The sequence below is a fragment of the Hoeflea sp. EC-HK425 genome (assembly GCF_902498795.1).
Lineage (GTDB): Bacteria > Pseudomonadota > Alphaproteobacteria > Rhizobiales > Rhizobiaceae > Hoeflea > Hoeflea alexandrii.
This window is the reverse complement of record NZ_LR701572.1, coordinates 2518140-2535039: the sequence shown is the minus strand read 5'-3', so window position 1 is coordinate 2535039 and position 16900 is coordinate 2518140. Positions and strand designations below refer to the sequence as shown.

General features: G+C 64.0%; 12 protein-coding genes. 7 read left to right on the top strand and 5 right to left on the bottom strand.

The window, feature by feature from the left end; genetic code table 11:
• Positions 1-14: 14 nt before the first annotated feature.
• Positions 15-1418, bottom strand: a complete 1404-nt coding sequence (gene thrC, locus SPHINGO391_RS15030; protein ID WP_152009587.1) for a threonine synthase — start codon at positions 1416-1418, stop codon at positions 15-17.
• A 156-nt stretch (positions 1419-1574) separates the two neighbouring features.
• On the opposite strand from thrC, the gene SPHINGO391_RS15025 reads away from it, so the two are divergent.
• Complete coding sequence (locus SPHINGO391_RS15025; protein WP_244615211.1) at positions 1575-2123, top strand: hypothetical protein; 549 nt, start codon at positions 1575-1577, stop codon at positions 2121-2123.
• A 45-nt stretch (positions 2124-2168) separates the two neighbouring features.
• Here SPHINGO391_RS15025 and SPHINGO391_RS15020 read toward each other — a convergent pair whose 3' ends face one another.
• Entirely contained in the window at positions 2169-2858 is a 690-nt protein-coding gene (locus SPHINGO391_RS15020; RefSeq protein WP_152009586.1) for an HAD family phosphatase, read from the bottom strand.
• Between the two features lie 360 nt (positions 2859-3218).
• Here SPHINGO391_RS15020 and SPHINGO391_RS15015 point away from each other — a divergent pair, with 360 nt between their 5' ends.
• Complete coding sequence (locus tag SPHINGO391_RS15015; RefSeq protein ID WP_152009585.1) at positions 3219-4352, top strand: site-specific DNA-methyltransferase; 1134 nt, start codon at positions 3219-3221, stop codon at positions 4350-4352.
• Positions 4353-4496: 144 nt separating this feature from the next.
• On the opposite strand, the gene SPHINGO391_RS15010 is transcribed toward SPHINGO391_RS15015, so the two are convergent.
• Both SPHINGO391_RS15010 and mutY read right to left on the bottom strand, forming a co-directional pair.
• Positions 4497-5129 carry an HAD family phosphatase gene (locus SPHINGO391_RS15010; RefSeq protein ID WP_152009584.1) on the bottom strand — a complete coding sequence of 211 codons (633 nt, stop codon included), beginning with the start codon at positions 5127-5129 and terminating at the stop codon, positions 4497-4499.
• Positions 5126-6223, bottom strand: coding sequence for an A/G-specific adenine glycosylase (mutY, locus tag SPHINGO391_RS15005; protein WP_152009583.1), 1098 nt, complete (start codon positions 6221-6223; stop codon positions 5126-5128). The genes SPHINGO391_RS15010 and mutY overlap by 4 nt, the downstream gene beginning before the upstream one ends.
• Before the next feature lie 175 nt (positions 6224-6398).
• Here mutY and SPHINGO391_RS15000 point away from each other — a divergent pair, with 175 nt between their 5' ends.
• From SPHINGO391_RS15000 to SPHINGO391_RS14985, 4 genes are all read left to right on the top strand, one after another.
• A complete protein-coding gene (locus tag SPHINGO391_RS15000) occupies positions 6399-6911 on the top strand; it encodes a DciA family protein (RefSeq protein WP_152011581.1) in 513 nt (170 codons plus the stop codon).
• A 194-nt stretch (positions 6912-7105) separates the two neighbouring features.
• Positions 7106-7864, top strand: coding sequence for a DsbA family protein (locus SPHINGO391_RS14995; RefSeq protein WP_152011580.1), 759 nt, complete (start codon positions 7106-7108; stop codon positions 7862-7864).
• Positions 7865-7951: 87 nt separating this feature from the next.
• On the top strand, positions 7952-11416 hold the full coding sequence (smc, locus tag SPHINGO391_RS14990) for a chromosome segregation protein SMC (RefSeq protein WP_152009582.1): 3465 nt from the start codon (positions 7952-7954) through the stop codon (positions 11414-11416).
• 163 nt (positions 11417-11579) lie between these two features.
• A complete protein-coding gene (locus tag SPHINGO391_RS14985; protein WP_152009581.1) occupies positions 11580-12518 on the top strand; it encodes an alpha/beta hydrolase in 939 nt (312 codons plus the stop codon).
• 32 nt (positions 12519-12550) lie between these two features.
• Here the strand turns inward: SPHINGO391_RS14985 and SPHINGO391_RS14980 are convergent, their stop codons facing one another.
• Positions 12551-13693, bottom strand: coding sequence for a DegT/DnrJ/EryC1/StrS family aminotransferase (locus tag SPHINGO391_RS14980; protein ID WP_152009580.1), 1143 nt, complete (start codon positions 13691-13693; stop codon positions 12551-12553).
• A gap of 504 nt (positions 13694-14197) precedes the next feature.
• Here SPHINGO391_RS14980 and ppdK point away from each other — a divergent pair.
• Entirely contained in the window at positions 14198-16870 is a 2673-nt protein-coding gene (gene ppdK / locus SPHINGO391_RS14975) for a pyruvate, phosphate dikinase (protein ID WP_152009579.1), read from the top strand.
• The last annotated feature ends 30 nt before the right edge of the window (positions 16871-16900 follow it).

Here is a 16900-nt window from a genome sequence, read left to right as displayed (position 1 = left end):
TCACTTTCCCCGGCTCATCGCGTGGCCCGTGTAAGTGACTGGATATGGCTTTCCACGCCATCCTGGTCATTGGGCACTACGCTGAACCGTTCCTCCCGTTGCATCAGGTCAGAGAGCCACGACGGGAGCGCGGGGTCAATACCACAGGCTTGTTTTACGGCATCCGGGAACTTGGCCGGATGCGCGGTTGCGAGCGTGATCATCGGCGACGATGGCTTCTCCATCCGCCCCGCCACATGCACGCCGACGGCCGTGTGCGGATCGAGCACGTAGCCGGTTTGGCTCTGGACATCGCGGATCATCGCCTTGACCTGCCTCTCGCTGGCCCGGCCGGCACGGAATTCCTTGCGGATGGCCTTGAGAGCGGGTTCGGCGATGTCGAAGGCGCCCGATTGCTTGAGGCCGGACATCGCCCGGCGCACGGCTTCGGGATCCCGTTCGTTCGCATCAAACAGCAAACGCTCGAAATTTGACGAAATCTGGATGTCCATCGACGGAGACGTGGTGGGCGTCACCCCGCGCATCTCATAGCGCCCGGTGCGCAGCGTCCGCGCCAGGATATCGTTTTCGTTGGTGGCGACCACCAGTTTCGCCACCGGCAGCCCCATTCGCTTGGCGCAGTAACCCGCGAAAATATCGCCGAAATTGCCGGTCGGAACCGTAAACGACACCTTCCGGTCAGGGGCGCCCAGGGACACGGCTGAGGTGAAGTAATAGACGATTTGGGCCATGATCCGGGCCCAGTTGATCGAATTGACGCCGGACAGCCGCACCTGGTCGCGGAAAGCTGCATGATTGAACATGGCTTTGACCATGTCCTGGCAATCGTCGAAATTGCCCTTCAGCGCCAGCGCGTGCACGTTTGATGCCTTGGAGGTGGTCATCTGGCGCTGCTGAACCGGGGAGACCCTGCCTTCGGGAAACAGGATGAAGATATCGGTCCGGTCGCGTCCGGCAAAGGCTTCGATCGCTGCACCTCCGGTGTCGCCCGATGTGGCGCCGACGATCGTTGCCCGTTCGCCGCGTTTGGCCAGCACATGGTCCATGAGCCGCGCAATCAGCTGCATCGCCACATCCTTGAAGGCCAGCGTAGGTCCGTGAAACAGCTCCAGCACGAAGGAATTTGCGCCGCTCTGCACAAGTGGCGCCACCGCCGGATGGCGGAAACCGGCATAGGCTTCGTCGATCATCGAGCGCAGCGCTTCGGGTTCGATTTCGCCGGCGGTGAACGGTTCGATCACCCTGAAGGCGATTTCCTGGTAGCTCTGGCCGCGCATCGCCCGGATATCCTTGCGCGAGAAGGCCGGCCACTCGCGCGGCACGTAAAGCCCGCCGTCACGGGCAAGGCCTGCCAGAAGCGCATCGCTGAACCTGAGTGCGGGTGCTTCGCCCCGTGTCGAAATATAGTCCACAGACATGTTCTCCGGTGGTGGACGCGGATCGCGCAAGATGAGATAACGCCGGTCGATTTTCCGCCGCGCGGCTGATATAGACCATGGGCGGTCGTCATGCAAAGGCCACACACCTGTCGCAGGAATGGTCTTTTGCATCGGGTGAATGAAGGTAGGATTGTCGTGTCACAAAGTCTGTTGCGTTTCGCCCCGGTTCTGATCAGCGCTGCGCTGATTGCCGGCTGCACTTCCGCCGACCCACGCGCCGTGCTCAGTCCCGGCGCCACCGGCCAGCAGGCGACTGATGTTGCCGTCGTCCAGGGCGCCTGTCCGGAAGTGCTGCTGCGCGAGGGCACCGCCTACTACACAACCTACGCCAAGGGCGGTGACGGCGATCCGGCCAAGGTCATTCATCAGGCATCGATCTCCGACACCACCCGTCAGTGCCGCATCAGCGGCGATCAGCTGGTGATCACGGTTGTTGTCACCGGACGCGTTGTGGGCGGGCCTCAGGCCAAGAGTGGTGAGGTCAATTTGCCACTGCGTGTGGTCGCACTTGATGGTGAGACTGTTCTCTATTCCGAGCTGCAGAAGCAGCCGGTGATGATGAGCGTCGGCGGCCCGGCGCAGCAGTTCATCTACACCAATGCCAGCGTCACGTTCCCGGCCGGCGCATCGCGCACTGCCAAGCTCTATGCCGGATTTGACCCGGGGCCTTACAACACGCCTTGATGTTTTTTGCGAACCTGAATTCCCGGGTTCAGTTCCCCGGCCTGCTCAGAGCAGTTCCGACCAGCCCGCCAACGCCTCTACAGTGGCCGGAAGGTCGGCCATCCGGCTGACGACGGTTTCCGCGCCCGCTTCGGTCAGCTTGTCGGCGTGACCGGGATAACTGTGCGAGCCGCCGGTAAAACCGACGACGCGCATGCCGGCGGCGGTTGCCGCATGTATGCCGTGCACCGAATCCTCGATCACCAGCACATTGCCCGGTTTCGCATCAAACTGCCTGGCGCCATGAAGAAACACGTCCGGCGCAGGCTTGGTGCGGCCTTCGCCCACATCCTTGGCCGAATAGACATGGTCGCCGAACAGCCGGTCGAGTCCGGTTCGCGCCAGCATCGCCTTCAGCCGGTGCGAGGATGAGTTCGAGCAGATGCAGCGCTGGCCGCCGATCCGTGCGATCGCCTGTGCAGCACCCTCAATGGCCCGCACTTCCGCACCGAGTTTCTTGTCGAGCAGCGTTTCCGAGGCATCTAGAAGCGTTGCCGAGAACGGAATGCTGGCTTCCCGTTCGACTTCGAACAGGATGTCCTTCCAGGTCAGGCCGGCAAAGCGCTCGGCCAGTTCCTCGGCGCTGATCGGGTATCCCGCGTCGGTCAGCAGTTTCGATTCCACCTGCGCCGCGATGATTTCGCTGTCGACCAGCACGCCGTCGCAATCAAAGATGATGAGGTCGAAACCAGCCATGGAAGTGTCCTGTGTCGAAAAATGCGGGGAGGGAGGGAAAGCGCCACCGACCTACAGCATGCCGGTGTCACAGGCAAGGTTCGGATGACTTTGAGCGTAATGGGGTCGGGCCGAAGTTGGTCCGGAGGCTTTGCCCCGCTGGACGCCTGCGAGAGCGCCGGGCAAGGGCGGAGAGTGACCGGACAGCCTGCGGGTCGCCGCAATAACAAGCTCGCCCAGCTTCACGCGAAGTAACGAAAGCACCGGTTTTTCTGAAGCGATCTGAGCGGTCCGGAATGGCACGCGGCTTATTCACCAGATGTTTACCCTGTTCGGTAACCATAAGGCTCAGTTGTTGCGTAAGTGTACTGTGAGTATCAAATGGCCCGACCTGTCTCGCTTTCCGGAATTTCCGCCGTCAATGCCACGCGCCAGTCCTGGCTCGACACCATCATCAAGGGTGATTGTGTTGCAGCGCTCGAAGCGCTTCCCGAAAACTCGGTCGATGTCATTTTTGCCGACCCACCCTACAATCTGCAGCTCGGTGGTGATCTTGCCCGTCCGGACCAGTCGATGGTCGATGCGGTCAATGATCACTGGGACCAGTTCGAGAGTTTCGCCGCCTATGATGCCTTCACCCGCGCCTGGCTGCTTGCCTGCCGCCGGGTATTGAAGCCCAACGGCACAATTTGGGTGATCGGCTCGTACCACAACATCTTCCGCGTCGGCACGCAGCTTCAGGACCTCGGCTTCTGGCTTTTGAACGACGTGGTCTGGCGCAAGACCAACCCGATGCCGAATTTCCGCGGCCGCCGCTTCCAGAACGCGCACGAGACCATGATCTGGGCCTCGCGCGACCAGAACGCCAAGAGCTACACCTTCAACTACGAAGCCATGAAAGCCGCCAATGACGACGTGCAGATGCGCTCGGACTGGCTGTTCCCTATCTGCACTGGTGCCGAACGCCTCAAGGGTGATGACGGCAAGAAGGTGCACCCGACCCAGAAGCCCGAGGCGCTGCTGGCCCGCGTGCTGATGGCCTCGTCGAAACCCGGCGACGTGGTGCTTGACCCGTTCTTCGGCTCCGGCACCACAGGTGCGGTGGCCCGCCGTCTCGGCCGCCATTTCGTCGGCATCGAGCGCGAGCAGGATTACATCGACGCCGCCCGCGCCCGCATCGACGCGGTCGAGCCGCTGGGCAAGAACGAACTCACCGTCATGACCGGCAAGCGCGCCGAGCCGCGCGTCGCCTTCAACGTCCTGATCGAGGCCGGTCACGTCAAACCCGGCGATGTGCTGTTTGACGCCAAGCGCAAGCACCAGGCGATCGTGCGCGCCGACGGTACGCTGGCAGCGGGCGGTCAGGCCGGCTCGATCCACAAGGTCGGCGCCCTGGTGCAGGGTTTCGACGCCTGCAACGGCTGGACCTTCTGGCATGTGGAAACGGCGGACGGTCTCAAGCTGATTGACGATTTCCGCGCCGCGATCCGCAAGGAGATGGCGCGGGCCGGGTGACCTCCGGCAACGGAATCCGGCGGGTGCCAAGTACCTTCAGTCACCGCCGGGGCATGCAGCGCCCGGGATGTGTCGCACATCCCGGGCGCTCGTTTTTCATTAGCATCGCATTTCACAAAGCCCGGGCGATGACCGGCAACGACTTCAGAGCACGTTCAGCGCCCTGAGGTCTTCGCGCAGTTTCTCCGCGCCGGTGAAATGCACGGCCTGCCAGCCTGCCGCGATCGCGCCCTCGACATTCTTCTCGCTGTCGTCAATGAACAGGCAGCCGGCCGGGTCGAGATCGAAGCTCGCCACATGGGTGTCGTAGATCTCGCGGTCGGGCTTGATCACGCCGATCTCGCCCGACACGGTGACGCCGCGTGGCACCTTCAGGAACGGAAACCGGTCCTGGGCTTCCTTGAACGTATCGGCGGCGAAATTGGTCAGCATCGTCACGTCGCGCCCCTGCTGGATCAGGTCGAGCATGATGTCGACACTGTCGTCATAGGCGTGGCTGACCATCTCGTGCCAGTGGACCCGGAAGGCGCGGATAAGCTCTGCCTTCTCGGGGAAACGGTCAATCAGCAGCGCCTCGGCCTCGGTCCAGCTGCGGCCGCGGTCCTGTTCGAGGTTCCATTCATGGGTGCAGACGGTCTCGAAGAACGCGTTGCGCTCCGCCGCGTCGGGGATCAGCCGGCTGTAGGGAATGTTCGGATCGTAATGGATCAGCACCTTGCCGATATCGAACACGATGTGGCTGACTGGCCGCCCCACCGATTGGTTTGTCTCGCTCATGACTTGCCTTTTCTGAACAATGCGGGGTAGGCGGCGCCAAGCGCCTTTTTCATCACCGTGGGCAGCGCTTCGCCGGGCAGCGAATCGCTGTCACTCCACCAGCCTTCATGGTCGGGGATGGCGGTGACAACCGCATGAAAAACCTCAAGCCGCAATTCAAAATGTGTAAACACATGTGAAATGACGCCCTTGCTGCGCCATTCGGCCTGAAAAGGTGCCGACTTCGCCCCGGTCTCCCCGTCGGCGCGCACCGTCCAGTTGGTGGTCGGTAGTCCGGTCATGCCGCCGAGCAGGCCCTTGTCCGGACGCTTGACCAGGAGAACGGCGCCATCGCCGCGTTCCGCCACGAAGGCGGCGCCAAGGCGGACCGGCTTGGACTTTTTCGGAAGCTTGACCGGAAATTGCTCCTGCCGTCCGGACTTCCGCGCCTGGCAGTCCCCGGTCAGCGGGCACAGCGCGCAGGCCGGGCGCCGGGGCGTGCAAATCGTGGCGCCGAGATCCATCAGAGCCTGTGCGAAGTCGCCGGGCCGGTCGGCAGGCGCGGCGCCGGCCACAAGCTCGCGAATCTCGCTTTTGGCCGAGGGCAGCGGCGTTTCGATCTCGAACAGCCGGGTGAACACCCGCTCGATATTGCCGTCGACCACTGCAGCCGGCCGATCGAACGCGATCGCGGCGATCGCCGCCGCCGTATAGGGGCCGACGCCGGGCAGCGTCAGCAATCCTGCTTCGGTATCGGGAAACCGGCCGCCATGATCTTCGGTCACCACATCTGCACAGCGTTTCAGGTTGCGGGCGCGGGAATAGTAGCCGAGACCGGCCCAGGCCTTCATCACGTCTTCCGTTTCCGCCGCTGCCAGATCTTCCACGGTCGGCCATCGAGTGACGAAAGCGGCAAAATAGGGTTTGACCGCCTGAACCGTGGTTTGCTGCAGCATGATTTCCGAGAGCCACACCCGGTAAGGATCGGCCACCACGCCATGCGCGCGCTCATCCGGGCTGATCCGCCAGGGCAGCACCCGGGCGTGCCGGTCATACCAGGCAAGCAGCGGCGATGCGGTGCCGGGCACGGTCTTGGAGGGCTTTGCGGATGACATTGAACTCGTGCGGCGGTAGGAATAGGAGGTGCACCCGGAGATAGTGCGCTTCCGGGCGAACACAATACCGGATCATGCCGCCTCGGGCCGCGCGGCGCAATCGGCCATCACGGGTTTTCCCGTCATCGGTCCGGTGCCGCATCCGCCGATAGCCAGAACCAGGGAGAACCGACTGTTGGCAAAGCCGTTCACCCGCAAGGGCAGCATTCAGATCGCCGAGATCGCCAACGGCCTGATCGATCCGATCCTGGCCAGGCGCGCCGGCATCAACACGCTGCTGCTGGGGTCATGGGACGAGATTGCCGGAGAGCAGTTCGCCGACTGTTCGAGACCTGAGCGCATCCGCTGGCCGCGCCAGGACGGACCGGACGAGACCGGCGGTGGTTTCGCCCCGGGTGTGCTGACCGTTGCATGCGAGGGCGCGCGCGCTCTGTTTCTCATGCACCAGGAGGCCGAGCTGATCTCGCGGGTCAACAGCTTCTTCGGGTTTCAGGCGATCTCGCAGGTCCGGATCGTCCAGAAGGCAATCCATGTCCCGACCCGCAAGCCAAAGGCGCGGCCGCTGGATCAGGCGGAAAAGTCGCGGCTTGCCTCAATGCTTGGCGAGATCGAGGATCCGAAGCTGCGCCAGGCGCTGGAGCGGCTTGGCACCGGTGTCATCGGACGCGCGCCAAAGCAACGGCGGTGAGACCCGCGCTCGAGCGCGGGTCACGGATCACGCGTGCGTGAACATGTTGCACTTGTTTGGCCACATTTCACGTTATAGGACTTGAGACAACAGTGGCGCCTTGTCTGGATGGGCTTGGCGCCGGACGTTTGCAGGACCTGATGACCGTCTTGCGGGCGTTTATAGCCATAATTTCCAGAGAATGGGTGACCTGCATGTTCCGACTGACCTCCCGACTGACCGCTGCCGCCGGCGTTTCGCTGCTTGCCCTGACCCTTACGGCCTGCTCGGATTCCTCGGATCAGACACCGCAGGCCTCCACCGACACGCCGGCCGCCGCTGTTTCGACCGAAACCGCCGCGGCAGGCGTTTCGCCGCAAACCACGGCCTCGATCGCCCAGGCGGCCGAAGCGCCCCCGGCTGACGGCGAGGTTGATATCACCAAGCTGATGGAACCCGGCCCGCTCAAGGAAATGACATTGGGCGATGAAAACGCTCCCGTCACCATCGTCGAATACATGTCGATGACCTGCCCGCATTGTGCCGATTTCCATACTGAAAACTTCAAGCCGTTGGTCGAGAAATACGTCGACACTGGCAAGGTCCGCTTCGTCCTGCGCGAATTCCCGTTCGATCCGCGCGCTGCGGCAGCCATCATGCTGGCCCGTTGTGCCCCTGAAAACCAGTTTTTCCCCATGGTCGATGTGCTGTTCAAGCAGCAACGCAACTGGGCAACCGCGTCTGATGGTCGCGAAGCACTGCTGCAAATCGCCCGTTTGGCGGGTTTTACACAGGAGTCCTTTGAAGCTTGCTTGACGAACCAGAAACTTCTGGACGATGTGAATGCTGTAAGAACCAAGGCGGGAAACGAATTCGGGGTGCAGTCCACGCCAACGTTCTTCATCAATGGCAAGCGGTACCCGGGGAATATGTCGGTTGACATCATGTCGGCGATCATCGACCCGCTGCTCTGAGCGGGCACTATGCAGCAATCCCTTGCGAATGGATCGCAAGGGAGGCTTTGCTGCGTCGATGAGCCGCCCTGACCGGGAGATCCGGTCATGAAGTTCACCAAGCTGCGTGTCCTGGGCTTCAAGTCCTTCGTCGAACCGACCGAATTTGTCATCGAGCGCGGCCTGACCGGAGTGGTCGGGCCCAATGGCTGCGGCAAGTCCAATCTTGTCGAGGCGATGCGCTGGGTGATGGGCGAGAACTCCTACAAGAACATGCGCGCCTCGGGCATGGACGACGTGATCTTTTCGGGGTCCGGCAATCGCCCGGCCCGCAACACCGCGGAAGTCGGCCTCTATCTCGACAATTCAGACCGCACCGCGCCCGCGGCCTTCAACAATTCCGACGAGATACAGGTCACCCGCCGCATCGAGCGCGAGTCCGGCTCGGTCTACCGCATCAACGGCAAGGAAGCCCGTGCCAAGGATGTGCAGCTTCTGTTTGCCGATGCCTCCACCGGCGCCCGTTCGCCCTCGATGGTCGGTCAGGGCCGTATCGGCGAACTGATCCAGGCCAAGCCGCAGGCACGCAGGCAACTGCTTGAAGAAGCCGCCGGCATTTCCGGCCTGCATTCGCGCCGCCATGAGGCCGAACTGAGGCTGCGCGCCGCCGAGACCAATCTCGAGCGTCTCGATGACGTCACCTCCGAGCTTGAATCCCAGGTTGAAAGCCTCAAGCGCCAGGCCCGTCAGGCCAACCGGTTCAAGATCCTCTCGGCCGAAGTGCGGCAGGCCGAAGCGACGCTGCTGCACCTGAGGTGGTCGCTGGCCAAGGGCCAGGAGGGGGAGGCCGAAAGCGCGCTCGCCCAGGCCACGTCGCAAGTCGCGGAACTGGCCCAGGCGCAGATGGAGGCTGCCAAGAACCAGGCCATCGCCGCACACAAATTGCCAGATTTGCGTGATGCCGAGGCGGCAGCCGCTGCCGCCCTGCAACGCCTGCAGATTGCCCGCACCCAGATCGATGAGGAAGCCGAGCGCATCACCCGCCGCCGCGAGGAACTCGACCGCCGTATGACGCAGCTCAAGGCTGACATCGAACGCGAAGAACGCCTGATCGCCGACAATGCCGGGGTCATGCAGCGGCTCTCCGAGGAAGAAGCCGAACTCAAGACGGCGCTGGAAGGCAGTGGTGAGCGATCTGCGGCCCTGAAGACAGCCTTCGACGCAGCCCAGGCAAAGCTCACTGAGAGCGAAACCTCGCTTGGTGTGGTCACCGCCGAACGCGCTGAAGCAGCCGCCGAACGCACCCAGCTCGAGCGGCTGATCCGCGAAGCGGGCGAACGCAAGGCCCGGCTTGACCGGCAGATCGCCAGCCAGGATGCCGATCTTGCCGGGATCGCCGAACGCATTGCCGGCCTTCCCGATCCCGCCGCCAAGCGCCGCGACAGCGAGAGTGCCGAGAAGGCTCTCGTCGATGCCGAAAAGGCGCTGGCCGGGATCGAGACGGCACTCGAGGCCGCGCGCGAGACTGAGGCCGCCGAGCGCCAGCCTGTCACCGAGGCCAAGGCCCGGCTCAACGCCATCGAGACCGAGGCCAAGACCATTGCCCGCATGCTCAATGCCGGCCAGGGGTCGGACCTGTTTCCGCCGGTGGTCGAGCAGATCAAGGTCGACCGCGGCTACGAGACCGCACTTGGCGCTGCTCTTGGCGACGATCTCGACCTGCCGCTCGATCCCGCGGCTCCGGCCCATTGGGCCAAGATCCAGCCGGCCGCTTCAGATGCGCCGCTGCCTGATGGCGTCACGCCGCTGTCGACCCATGTACGGGCGCCCGAAGAACTCGCCCGCCGCCTCGCCCATATCGGGCTGGTTGCCGATGCCGACCACGGCAAGGCCCTGCACGCATCACTCAAGCCCGGCCAGCGGCTGGTCACCCGCGATGGCGCTGTCTTCCGCTGGGACGGCTATGTCGCCTCCGCCGATGCGCCGACGCCGGCAGCACTCAGGCTCGAGCAGAAGAACCGTCTGGCCGAGCTCAACGAGGAAGCTGTCGAGGCGACCAAAACTTTGCGCCAGGTCGAAGAAGTGCTCACGCAAAGTGAGGCCGCGGTCGTCGCCCGGGTCAACGAAAGCCGTGCCGCGCGCGATTTGATCCGTGACGCCAGCAAGAATGTCAGCCGCGCCCGCGATGAGCTTGCGAGTGCCGAACGGGCATCGGGCGAACTCTCCAACCGCCGGGCGGTGCTGGGCGAATCCCGCGCCCAGGTCGGCGCGCAACTGTCCGAGACGGTGGAGGCGCTGGAGCAGGCCCAGCTTTCGCTCAAGGCCTGTCCGGATCTGGCCGGGCTTGACGCCGCGCTGACCCAGATCAACGCCCAGGTCGCCACCGATCGCGGCGGCCTTGCCGAAGCCCGCGCCGCCCATGAAGGTCTGGAACGGGAAAACGCCGCCCGTGCCCGCAGGCTTGAGGCGATCGCTTCCGAACGGGCCAGCTGGCTTGAGCGCGCCGCGAACGCTGAAAACCATCTCGCAGCCCTCGCCGCCCGCTCGACGGAGGCCGCTGCCGAAGTCGCCGGCATCGCCGACGCACCCGAGGAAATCGCTGCCCGCCGGCGGCAACTGATGCATCAGCTCACCGAAGCCGACAAGCGCCGCCAGGACGCGGCCGACACGCTGGCGCTCGCCGAGACCAAATCCCGCGAGGCCGACAAACTCGCCACCGAGGCGATCGGCGCCCTGTCGCAGGGTCGCGAGGGACGCGGTCGCGCCGAGGAACGGCTGATGGCCGCCAGGGAACGGCGCGAGGAGGGCGAGGCCCGCATTCGCGAGGCGCTCAATTGCGAACCTCACCTCGCTCTGCGCCAGACCGGGCTTGCTGCCGACGCACCGATGCCCGATCCGGCTCAGGTCGAGCGCAATCTCGAGCGCCTCAAGATCGAGCGTGAACGGCTTGGGGCGGTCAACCTGCGCGCCGAGGAAGAGCAGACAGAACTCTCCGAGCGCCTCGACCTGATCATCACCGAGCGTGAGGACATCATCGACGCGATCAAGAAGCTGCGCGCCGGAATCCAGAGCCTCAACAAGGAAGGCCGCGACCGTCTGCTGGTGGCCTTTGACATCGTCAACGCCCAGTTCCAGCGGCTGTTCACCCACCTCTTTGGCGGCGGTACGGCGGAGCTGCAATTGATCGAATCCGACGATCCGCTCGAGGCCGGGCTCGAAATCCTCGCCCGGCCGCCCGGCAAGAAGCCGCAAACCATGACGCTGCTCTCGGGCGGTGAACAGGCACTGACGGCGATGGCGCTGATCTTTGCGGTATTCCTGACCAACCCGGCGCCGATCTGCGTGCTCGACGAGGTCGACGCGCCGCTCGACGACCACAATGTCGAGCGCTACTGCAATCTCATGGACGAGATGGCCGCCTCCACCGAGACCCGCTTCGTCATCATCACCCACAACCCGATCACCATGGCCCGCATGAACCGCCTGTTCGGCGTCACCATGGCCGAGCAGGGGGTGAGCCAGCTGGTCTCGGTCGATTTGCAGACCGCGGAGCAGCTGCGCGACGCAGGTTGATCAGGGAAACCTTGTCAGCGCAGCTTTGCGGAGCATTGTTCTCGATCGCCACAGATCAAATCGCCAAGCGTAAGCAGATTGACCGCCTTCTCCTCAATGTCGATACTTCGCGTTGCCGGCCCAGGGGCATTTCTGCCCTGAAGAGCCGTGTCGGGGGAGTTTGATGTCTGTCATTTTCTGGTTGCTGATTGGTCTGCTTGCGCTCGGCTGGCTCTGGACACAAAAGCTGGCGACTGACGCCGAAAGGGCTGTTCCTCCGGCGGGGCAGCGCATGCCGGTAGCGGGCGGCATGATCCACTACACCGACCAGGGCCCACGAGATGGCCAGCCAGTGGTGCTGATCCACGGCCTTGCCGGCAACATGCACAATTTCAGCTATGCTCTGGCTGATCGGCTTGCTGGCGGTTTCAGGGTGATCACCATCGACCGCCCCGGCTCGGGATACTCGACCCGCGATCGCGACGAACTGGCGGAACTGCCGGCCCAGGCAGCAATGATCGGCGAATTCCTCGACAAGCTCGGCGTCGACAAGCCGGTCCTGGTCGGCCACTCGCTCGGCGGTGCGCTGTCGCTTGCAATGGCTCTTGATCGCGGCGACAGGATCGGCGCGCTGGCCTTGCTGAGCCCGCTCACCGCGGTCATGCCCGGACCTCCTGCGGTGTTCAAGTCTCTGGCGATCCGGTCGGTGGCCTTGCGCAGGTTGATCGGAAACACGCTCGCTGCTCCCATCACCAGACTGACAAGCGAAAGGGTGGTGTCTCAGGTCTTTGCGCCGGAAAAGGCACCTGCGGATTTTCTCGTCAGGGGAGGCGGCATTCTCGGCATGCGGCCTTCAGCCTTCATCGGCGCCTCGACCGATCTGCAGGGTGTAACCCTTTCGATGCCCGCCCAGGTCGGGCGGTATGCGGCCGAGCTGAAGGTCCCCGGCGGCATTCTGTTCGGGTCGGAGGACGCCTTGCTCTCGTCGGAGCAGCATGGACGGCCAATGCAGGCCCATGGGCTGCAGTTCGAAGAGTTGCCGGGGCTCGGCCACATGATCCTCGTCACCGCACCCGATGCCTGCGCCGATTTCATCAGGCGCATGGCTGCCCTGGCTCGCTAGTTTGGCGCCGGCATGCCGCCGGACCAGACGCGTTACAAAGATGAAATCAGGGCCTCGACGACACGGTCTTGGGTATCATCCTCGAGATAGGGGTGCATCGGCAGGCTGAGGACGCAACCAGACAGCATGTCGGTGACGGGCAGTTCGCCGCCGGCTACTCCGTGGTGGCTGTAGGCATCCTGGCGGTGCAGCGGCTTGGCGTAGTAGACCGCGCTCGGCACACCCTTGTCCTTCATCCGTGCCTGGATTGCGGCGCGGTCGGCTGCCTCGGGCAGCTTGACGGTGTATTGTGCCCAGACAGACTGCAGCCCTTCCGGAACCACAGGCGTTGCGACATGGCCTGAAAGCAGCGATGTATAGCGCGCCGCGATCCGGTTCCGCGCGTCGATCTCGTCATCGAAAATAGCGAGCTTCTCGATCAGGATTGCCGCCTGCACGGTGTCGATCCGGCCGGTCATGCCGATGCGCACATTGTCGTACTGGTTGGCGCCCTTGCCGTGAAACAGGATCGAGCGCAGCGTCTCGGCAAGTTCGGCGTCATCGGTGAAGACCGCGCCGCCATCGCCATAGGCGCCTAGCGGCTTGGCCGGGAAGAAGCTGGTGGCTGTCGCCATCGCCAGCGTGCCGACACGGCGGTTATGATAGCGCGCGCCATAGGATTGTGCGCCGTCGCCAAGCACCCAGAGCCCCTCGCGCGCTGCGATCTTCGATACCGCGTCATAATCGGCGGGAACACCGAACAGGTCGACCGGGATCACGCCCACCGGCGCATGGCCCGCGGCCCTGGCGCTTGCAATCGCGGTTTCGAGCGAAGCGGGGTCCATGTTGAAGGTTTCCGCGTCGACATCGACGAACCAGATATGGGCGCCGAGCCAGGCCACCACTTCAGCGGTGGCGACAAATGTGAAGGCCGGGCAGAAGATCGCCTGGCCGGGCCGCACGTTCTTGGCCATCAGCACCATTGCCAGCGCATCGGTGCCCGAGGAGCAGGCAACGGAATGCGCCGCGCCGCAGTGGGCCGACAGCTTTGCCTCGAACTCGGCGACTTCCGGTCCCATGATGTATTGTCCATGGTCGAAAACCCGCGCGACGGCCGCGTCCACTCGGTCACGGATACGGGCCTGCTGGGCGGCAAGGTCGACAAAACGAACGGGTTCCGGGCTGCTGGATGTCATGAGGCGGTGAGTCCTTGGCGAAACAGGCTGGGTTGGTTCCGGGCACTGGCGGAAGTGCCGGGCGGGCTTTCAGTTCCTGTTACTTCTCCACGACGGCAGGGTCCATAACAAAGAGGCCTCTGCGGCATTCTGGACCGCGCTGTCCCCATCACTTTGCGTTGCCTTCGGTGACGGGCCGTGACACCGTTCTTCTTGGCCGGGCACGTGTAACGGGCCCCGATCGCTGGCTGGCAGGTCAAATCTGTGGATGCCGGAGGGAGCGTTTGTGGCCGCGGCACCTGGCTGTCTTGATTCTCCGAAACAGGGGCTGCCGGGCCCAACCGCCTGAAAAGTCAGCACATGCGCGTTTTTCCGCCTTGGTTTCAACACGTAACCTGTTTCAATCGATATAGAGGGAACTTGCTGCCAAGGGCGGGGTTGACCTGGCAACCGCGCACCGCATAAGCCTTGCGCCAAGGCCGGTCACGGGCAGTCTTGCTGACGGGCGACGTGGAGAATGAGCACATGACCAAATGGGTCTACACTTTTGGCGACGGGCAGGCCGAAGGATCGGCGGCTGATCGCAATCTTCTGGGCGGCAAGGGCGCCAACCTTGCCGAAATGTGCAATCTCGGACTGCCGGTTCCTCCGGGCCTGACGATTACCACCGATGCTTGCGTCTGGTACTATGACAATGGCCGCAAGATGCCCGACGGACTTGAAGCTGCCGTCACGGATGCGCTGGTCAATGTCGGCAAGATAGCCGGCCGCGCCTTTGGCGATCCTGAAAAGCCGTTGCTGCTGTCGGTCCGCTCCGGCGCCCGCGCCTCGATGCCGGGCATGATGGACACTGTGCTCAACCTCGGACTCAACGACGACACCGTTCTCGCCGTCGCCCGCGATTCCGGCGACGAGCGCTTCGCCTTCGACAGCTACCGCCGCTTCATCCAGATGTATGCCGACGTGGTCATGGGGCTCGACCACGAAGTCTTCGAGGAAATCCTCGAGGACGAGAAGGCCCGCCTCGGCCATGAACTCGACACCGATGTCAGTGCCGACGAATGGCGCGTGATCATCGCCCGCTACATGGCGACCATCGAGGAAGAACTCGGCATTCCCTTTCCGCAGGACCCGCACCAGCAGCTCTGGGGCGCGATCGGCGCGGTCTTTGCCAGCTGGATGAACGCCCGCGCCATCACCTACCGGCAGCTCCACGATATCCCGGCCTCATGGGGCACCGCCGTCAATGTCCAGGCTATGGTGTTCGGCAATCTTGGCGACCAGTCCGCCACCGGCGTGGCGTTTACCCGCAATCCCTCGACAGGCGCGAAGGAGCTCTACGGCGAGTTTCTCGTCAACGCCCAGGGCGAGGACGTGGTTGCGGGCATCCGCACCCCGCAATCGATCACCGAGGCCGCGCGGATCGAGGCGGGCTCCGACCGGCCTTCGCTCGAAAAGCTGATGCCCGGAGCCTTTGCCGAGTTCCTCGCCATCTGCGACCGGCTTGAGAACCACTACCGTGACATGCAGGATCTGGAATTCACCATCCAGGCCGGCAAGCTGTGGATGCTGCAGACGCGCTCCGGCAAGCGCACGGCCAAGGCGGCACTCAAGATTGCCGTCGACATGGCTGGCGAAGGTCTGATTTCCCGCGAGGAAGCGGTCATGCGCATTGACCCGGCTTCGCTTGACCAGCTGCTGCATCCGACCATCGATCCGCATGCGGCGCGCGACATCATCGGCTCCGGACTTCCGGCCTCGCCCGGTGCCGCCACAGGCGAGATCGTGTTTACCTCCGAGGAAGCCGTCGAAGCCGCCAAGGCTGGCCGCAAGGTCATCCTGGTGCGGGTGGAAACCAGCCCCGAGGACATCCACGGCATGCATGCGGCCGAGGGCATTCTCACCTCGCGCGGCGGCATGACCAGCCACGCAGCCGTTGTCGCCCGCGGCATGGGCACGCCTTGCGTCTCCGGCGCCGGGGGCCTGCGCATTGATGCGCGCAACGGCACGCTGGTCTCTCTCGGTGCAACGCTCAAGGCCGGCGATGTCATCACGCTTGACGGCTCCACCGGCCAGGTGCTCAAGGGCGCAGTCGCCATGCTGCAGCCGGAACTTTCCGGCGATTTCGGCCTGATCATGGAATGGGCCGACGCCACGAGGCGCATGAAGGTGCGCACCAACGCCGAAACCCCTGCCGATGCCCGCGCCGCGCGCTCCTTTGGCGCCGAAGGCATCGGCCTGTGCCGCACCGAGCACATGTTCTTTGACGGCGACCGCATCACCGCCATGCGCGAGATGATCCTAGCCGGCTCCGAAGGCGGCCGCCGCACGGCGCTTGCCAAGCTGCTGCCGATGCAGCGCTCGGACTTCATCGAACTGTTCGAGATCATGAAGGGCCTGCCGGTCACCATCCGCCTGCTCGATCCGCCGCTGCACGAGTTCCTGCCCAAGACCGACGAGGAGATCGCCGAAGTCGCCGGCGTCATCGGGGTCTCGGTGGAAAAGCTCAGCCAGCGCGTTGACGAGCTGCACGAATTCAACCCGATGCTCGGCCATCGCGGCTGCCGGCTGGCGATCTCCTACCCCGAGATTGCCGAGATGCAGGCCCGCGCGATCTTCGAGGCCGCCGTCGAGGCAGCCAAGTCGACCGGCGCGCCGGTTGTGCCGGAAATCATGGTGCCGCTCGTCGGCCTTCGCGAGGAACTCGATTTCGTCAAGGCGCGGATCGATGCTGTCGCCCGCGAAGTCATCGGCGAGGCGGGTGTCGATATCGCCTATCTCGTCGGTACCATGATCGAGCTGCCGCGCGCCGCCATTCGCGCCCATGCGATTGCGGAAGTGGCCGAGTTCTTCTCCTTCGGCACCAACGACCTGACCCAGACCACTTTCGGCATTTCGCGCGACGATGCCTCCTCCTTCCTGATGACCTATCAGCAGAAGGGAATCATCGAGCAGGATCCGTTCGTCACGCTCGACATCGACGGCGTCGGCGAACTGGTCCGCATCGCGTCCGACAAGGGCAGGGCGACCCGGCCCGACATCAAGCTCGGCATCTGCGGCGAACACGGCGGCGACCCGGCTTCGGTCCGCTTCTGCGAGTCCATAGACCTGGATTATGTCAGCTGCTCGCCGTTCCGCGTGCCGATCGCCCGCCTCGCCGCGGCGCAGGCAGCGATCGAGAAAACCCGCACGGCCTGAGCCAGGCCAGGACAGGGCCGGGGCGAGCGA

Bases quoted from the DNA above. Each gene is read 5' to 3' on its own strand.
- ppdK (WP_152009579.1), top strand. From the start codon at position 14,198: ATGACCAAATGGGTCTACACTTTTGGCGACGGGCAGGCCGAAGGATCG.
- thrC (WP_152009587.1), bottom strand. From the start codon at position 1,418: ATGTCTGTGGACTATATTTCGACACGGGGCGAAGCACCCGCACTCAGG.
- SPHINGO391_RS14980 (WP_152009580.1), bottom strand. From the start codon at position 13,693: ATGACATCCAGCAGCCCGGAACCCGTTCGTTTTGTCGACCTTGCCGCC.
- smc (WP_152009582.1), top strand. From the start codon at position 7,952: ATGAAGTTCACCAAGCTGCGTGTCCTGGGCTTCAAGTCCTTCGTCGAA.
- mutY (WP_152009583.1), bottom strand. From the start codon at position 6,223: ATGTCATCCGCAAAGCCCTCCAAGACCGTGCCCGGCACCGCATCGCCG.
- SPHINGO391_RS15015 (WP_152009585.1), top strand. From the start codon at position 3,219: ATGGCCCGACCTGTCTCGCTTTCCGGAATTTCCGCCGTCAATGCCACG.
- SPHINGO391_RS15020 (WP_152009586.1), bottom strand. From the start codon at position 2,858: ATGGCTGGTTTCGACCTCATCATCTTTGATTGCGACGGCGTGCTGGTC.
- SPHINGO391_RS14985 (WP_152009581.1), top strand. From the start codon at position 11,580: ATGTCTGTCATTTTCTGGTTGCTGATTGGTCTGCTTGCGCTCGGCTGG.
- SPHINGO391_RS15010 (WP_152009584.1), bottom strand. From the start codon at position 5,129: ATGAGCGAGACAAACCAATCGGTGGGGCGGCCAGTCAGCCACATCGTG.
- SPHINGO391_RS14995 (WP_152011580.1), top strand. From the start codon at position 7,106: ATGTTCCGACTGACCTCCCGACTGACCGCTGCCGCCGGCGTTTCGCTG.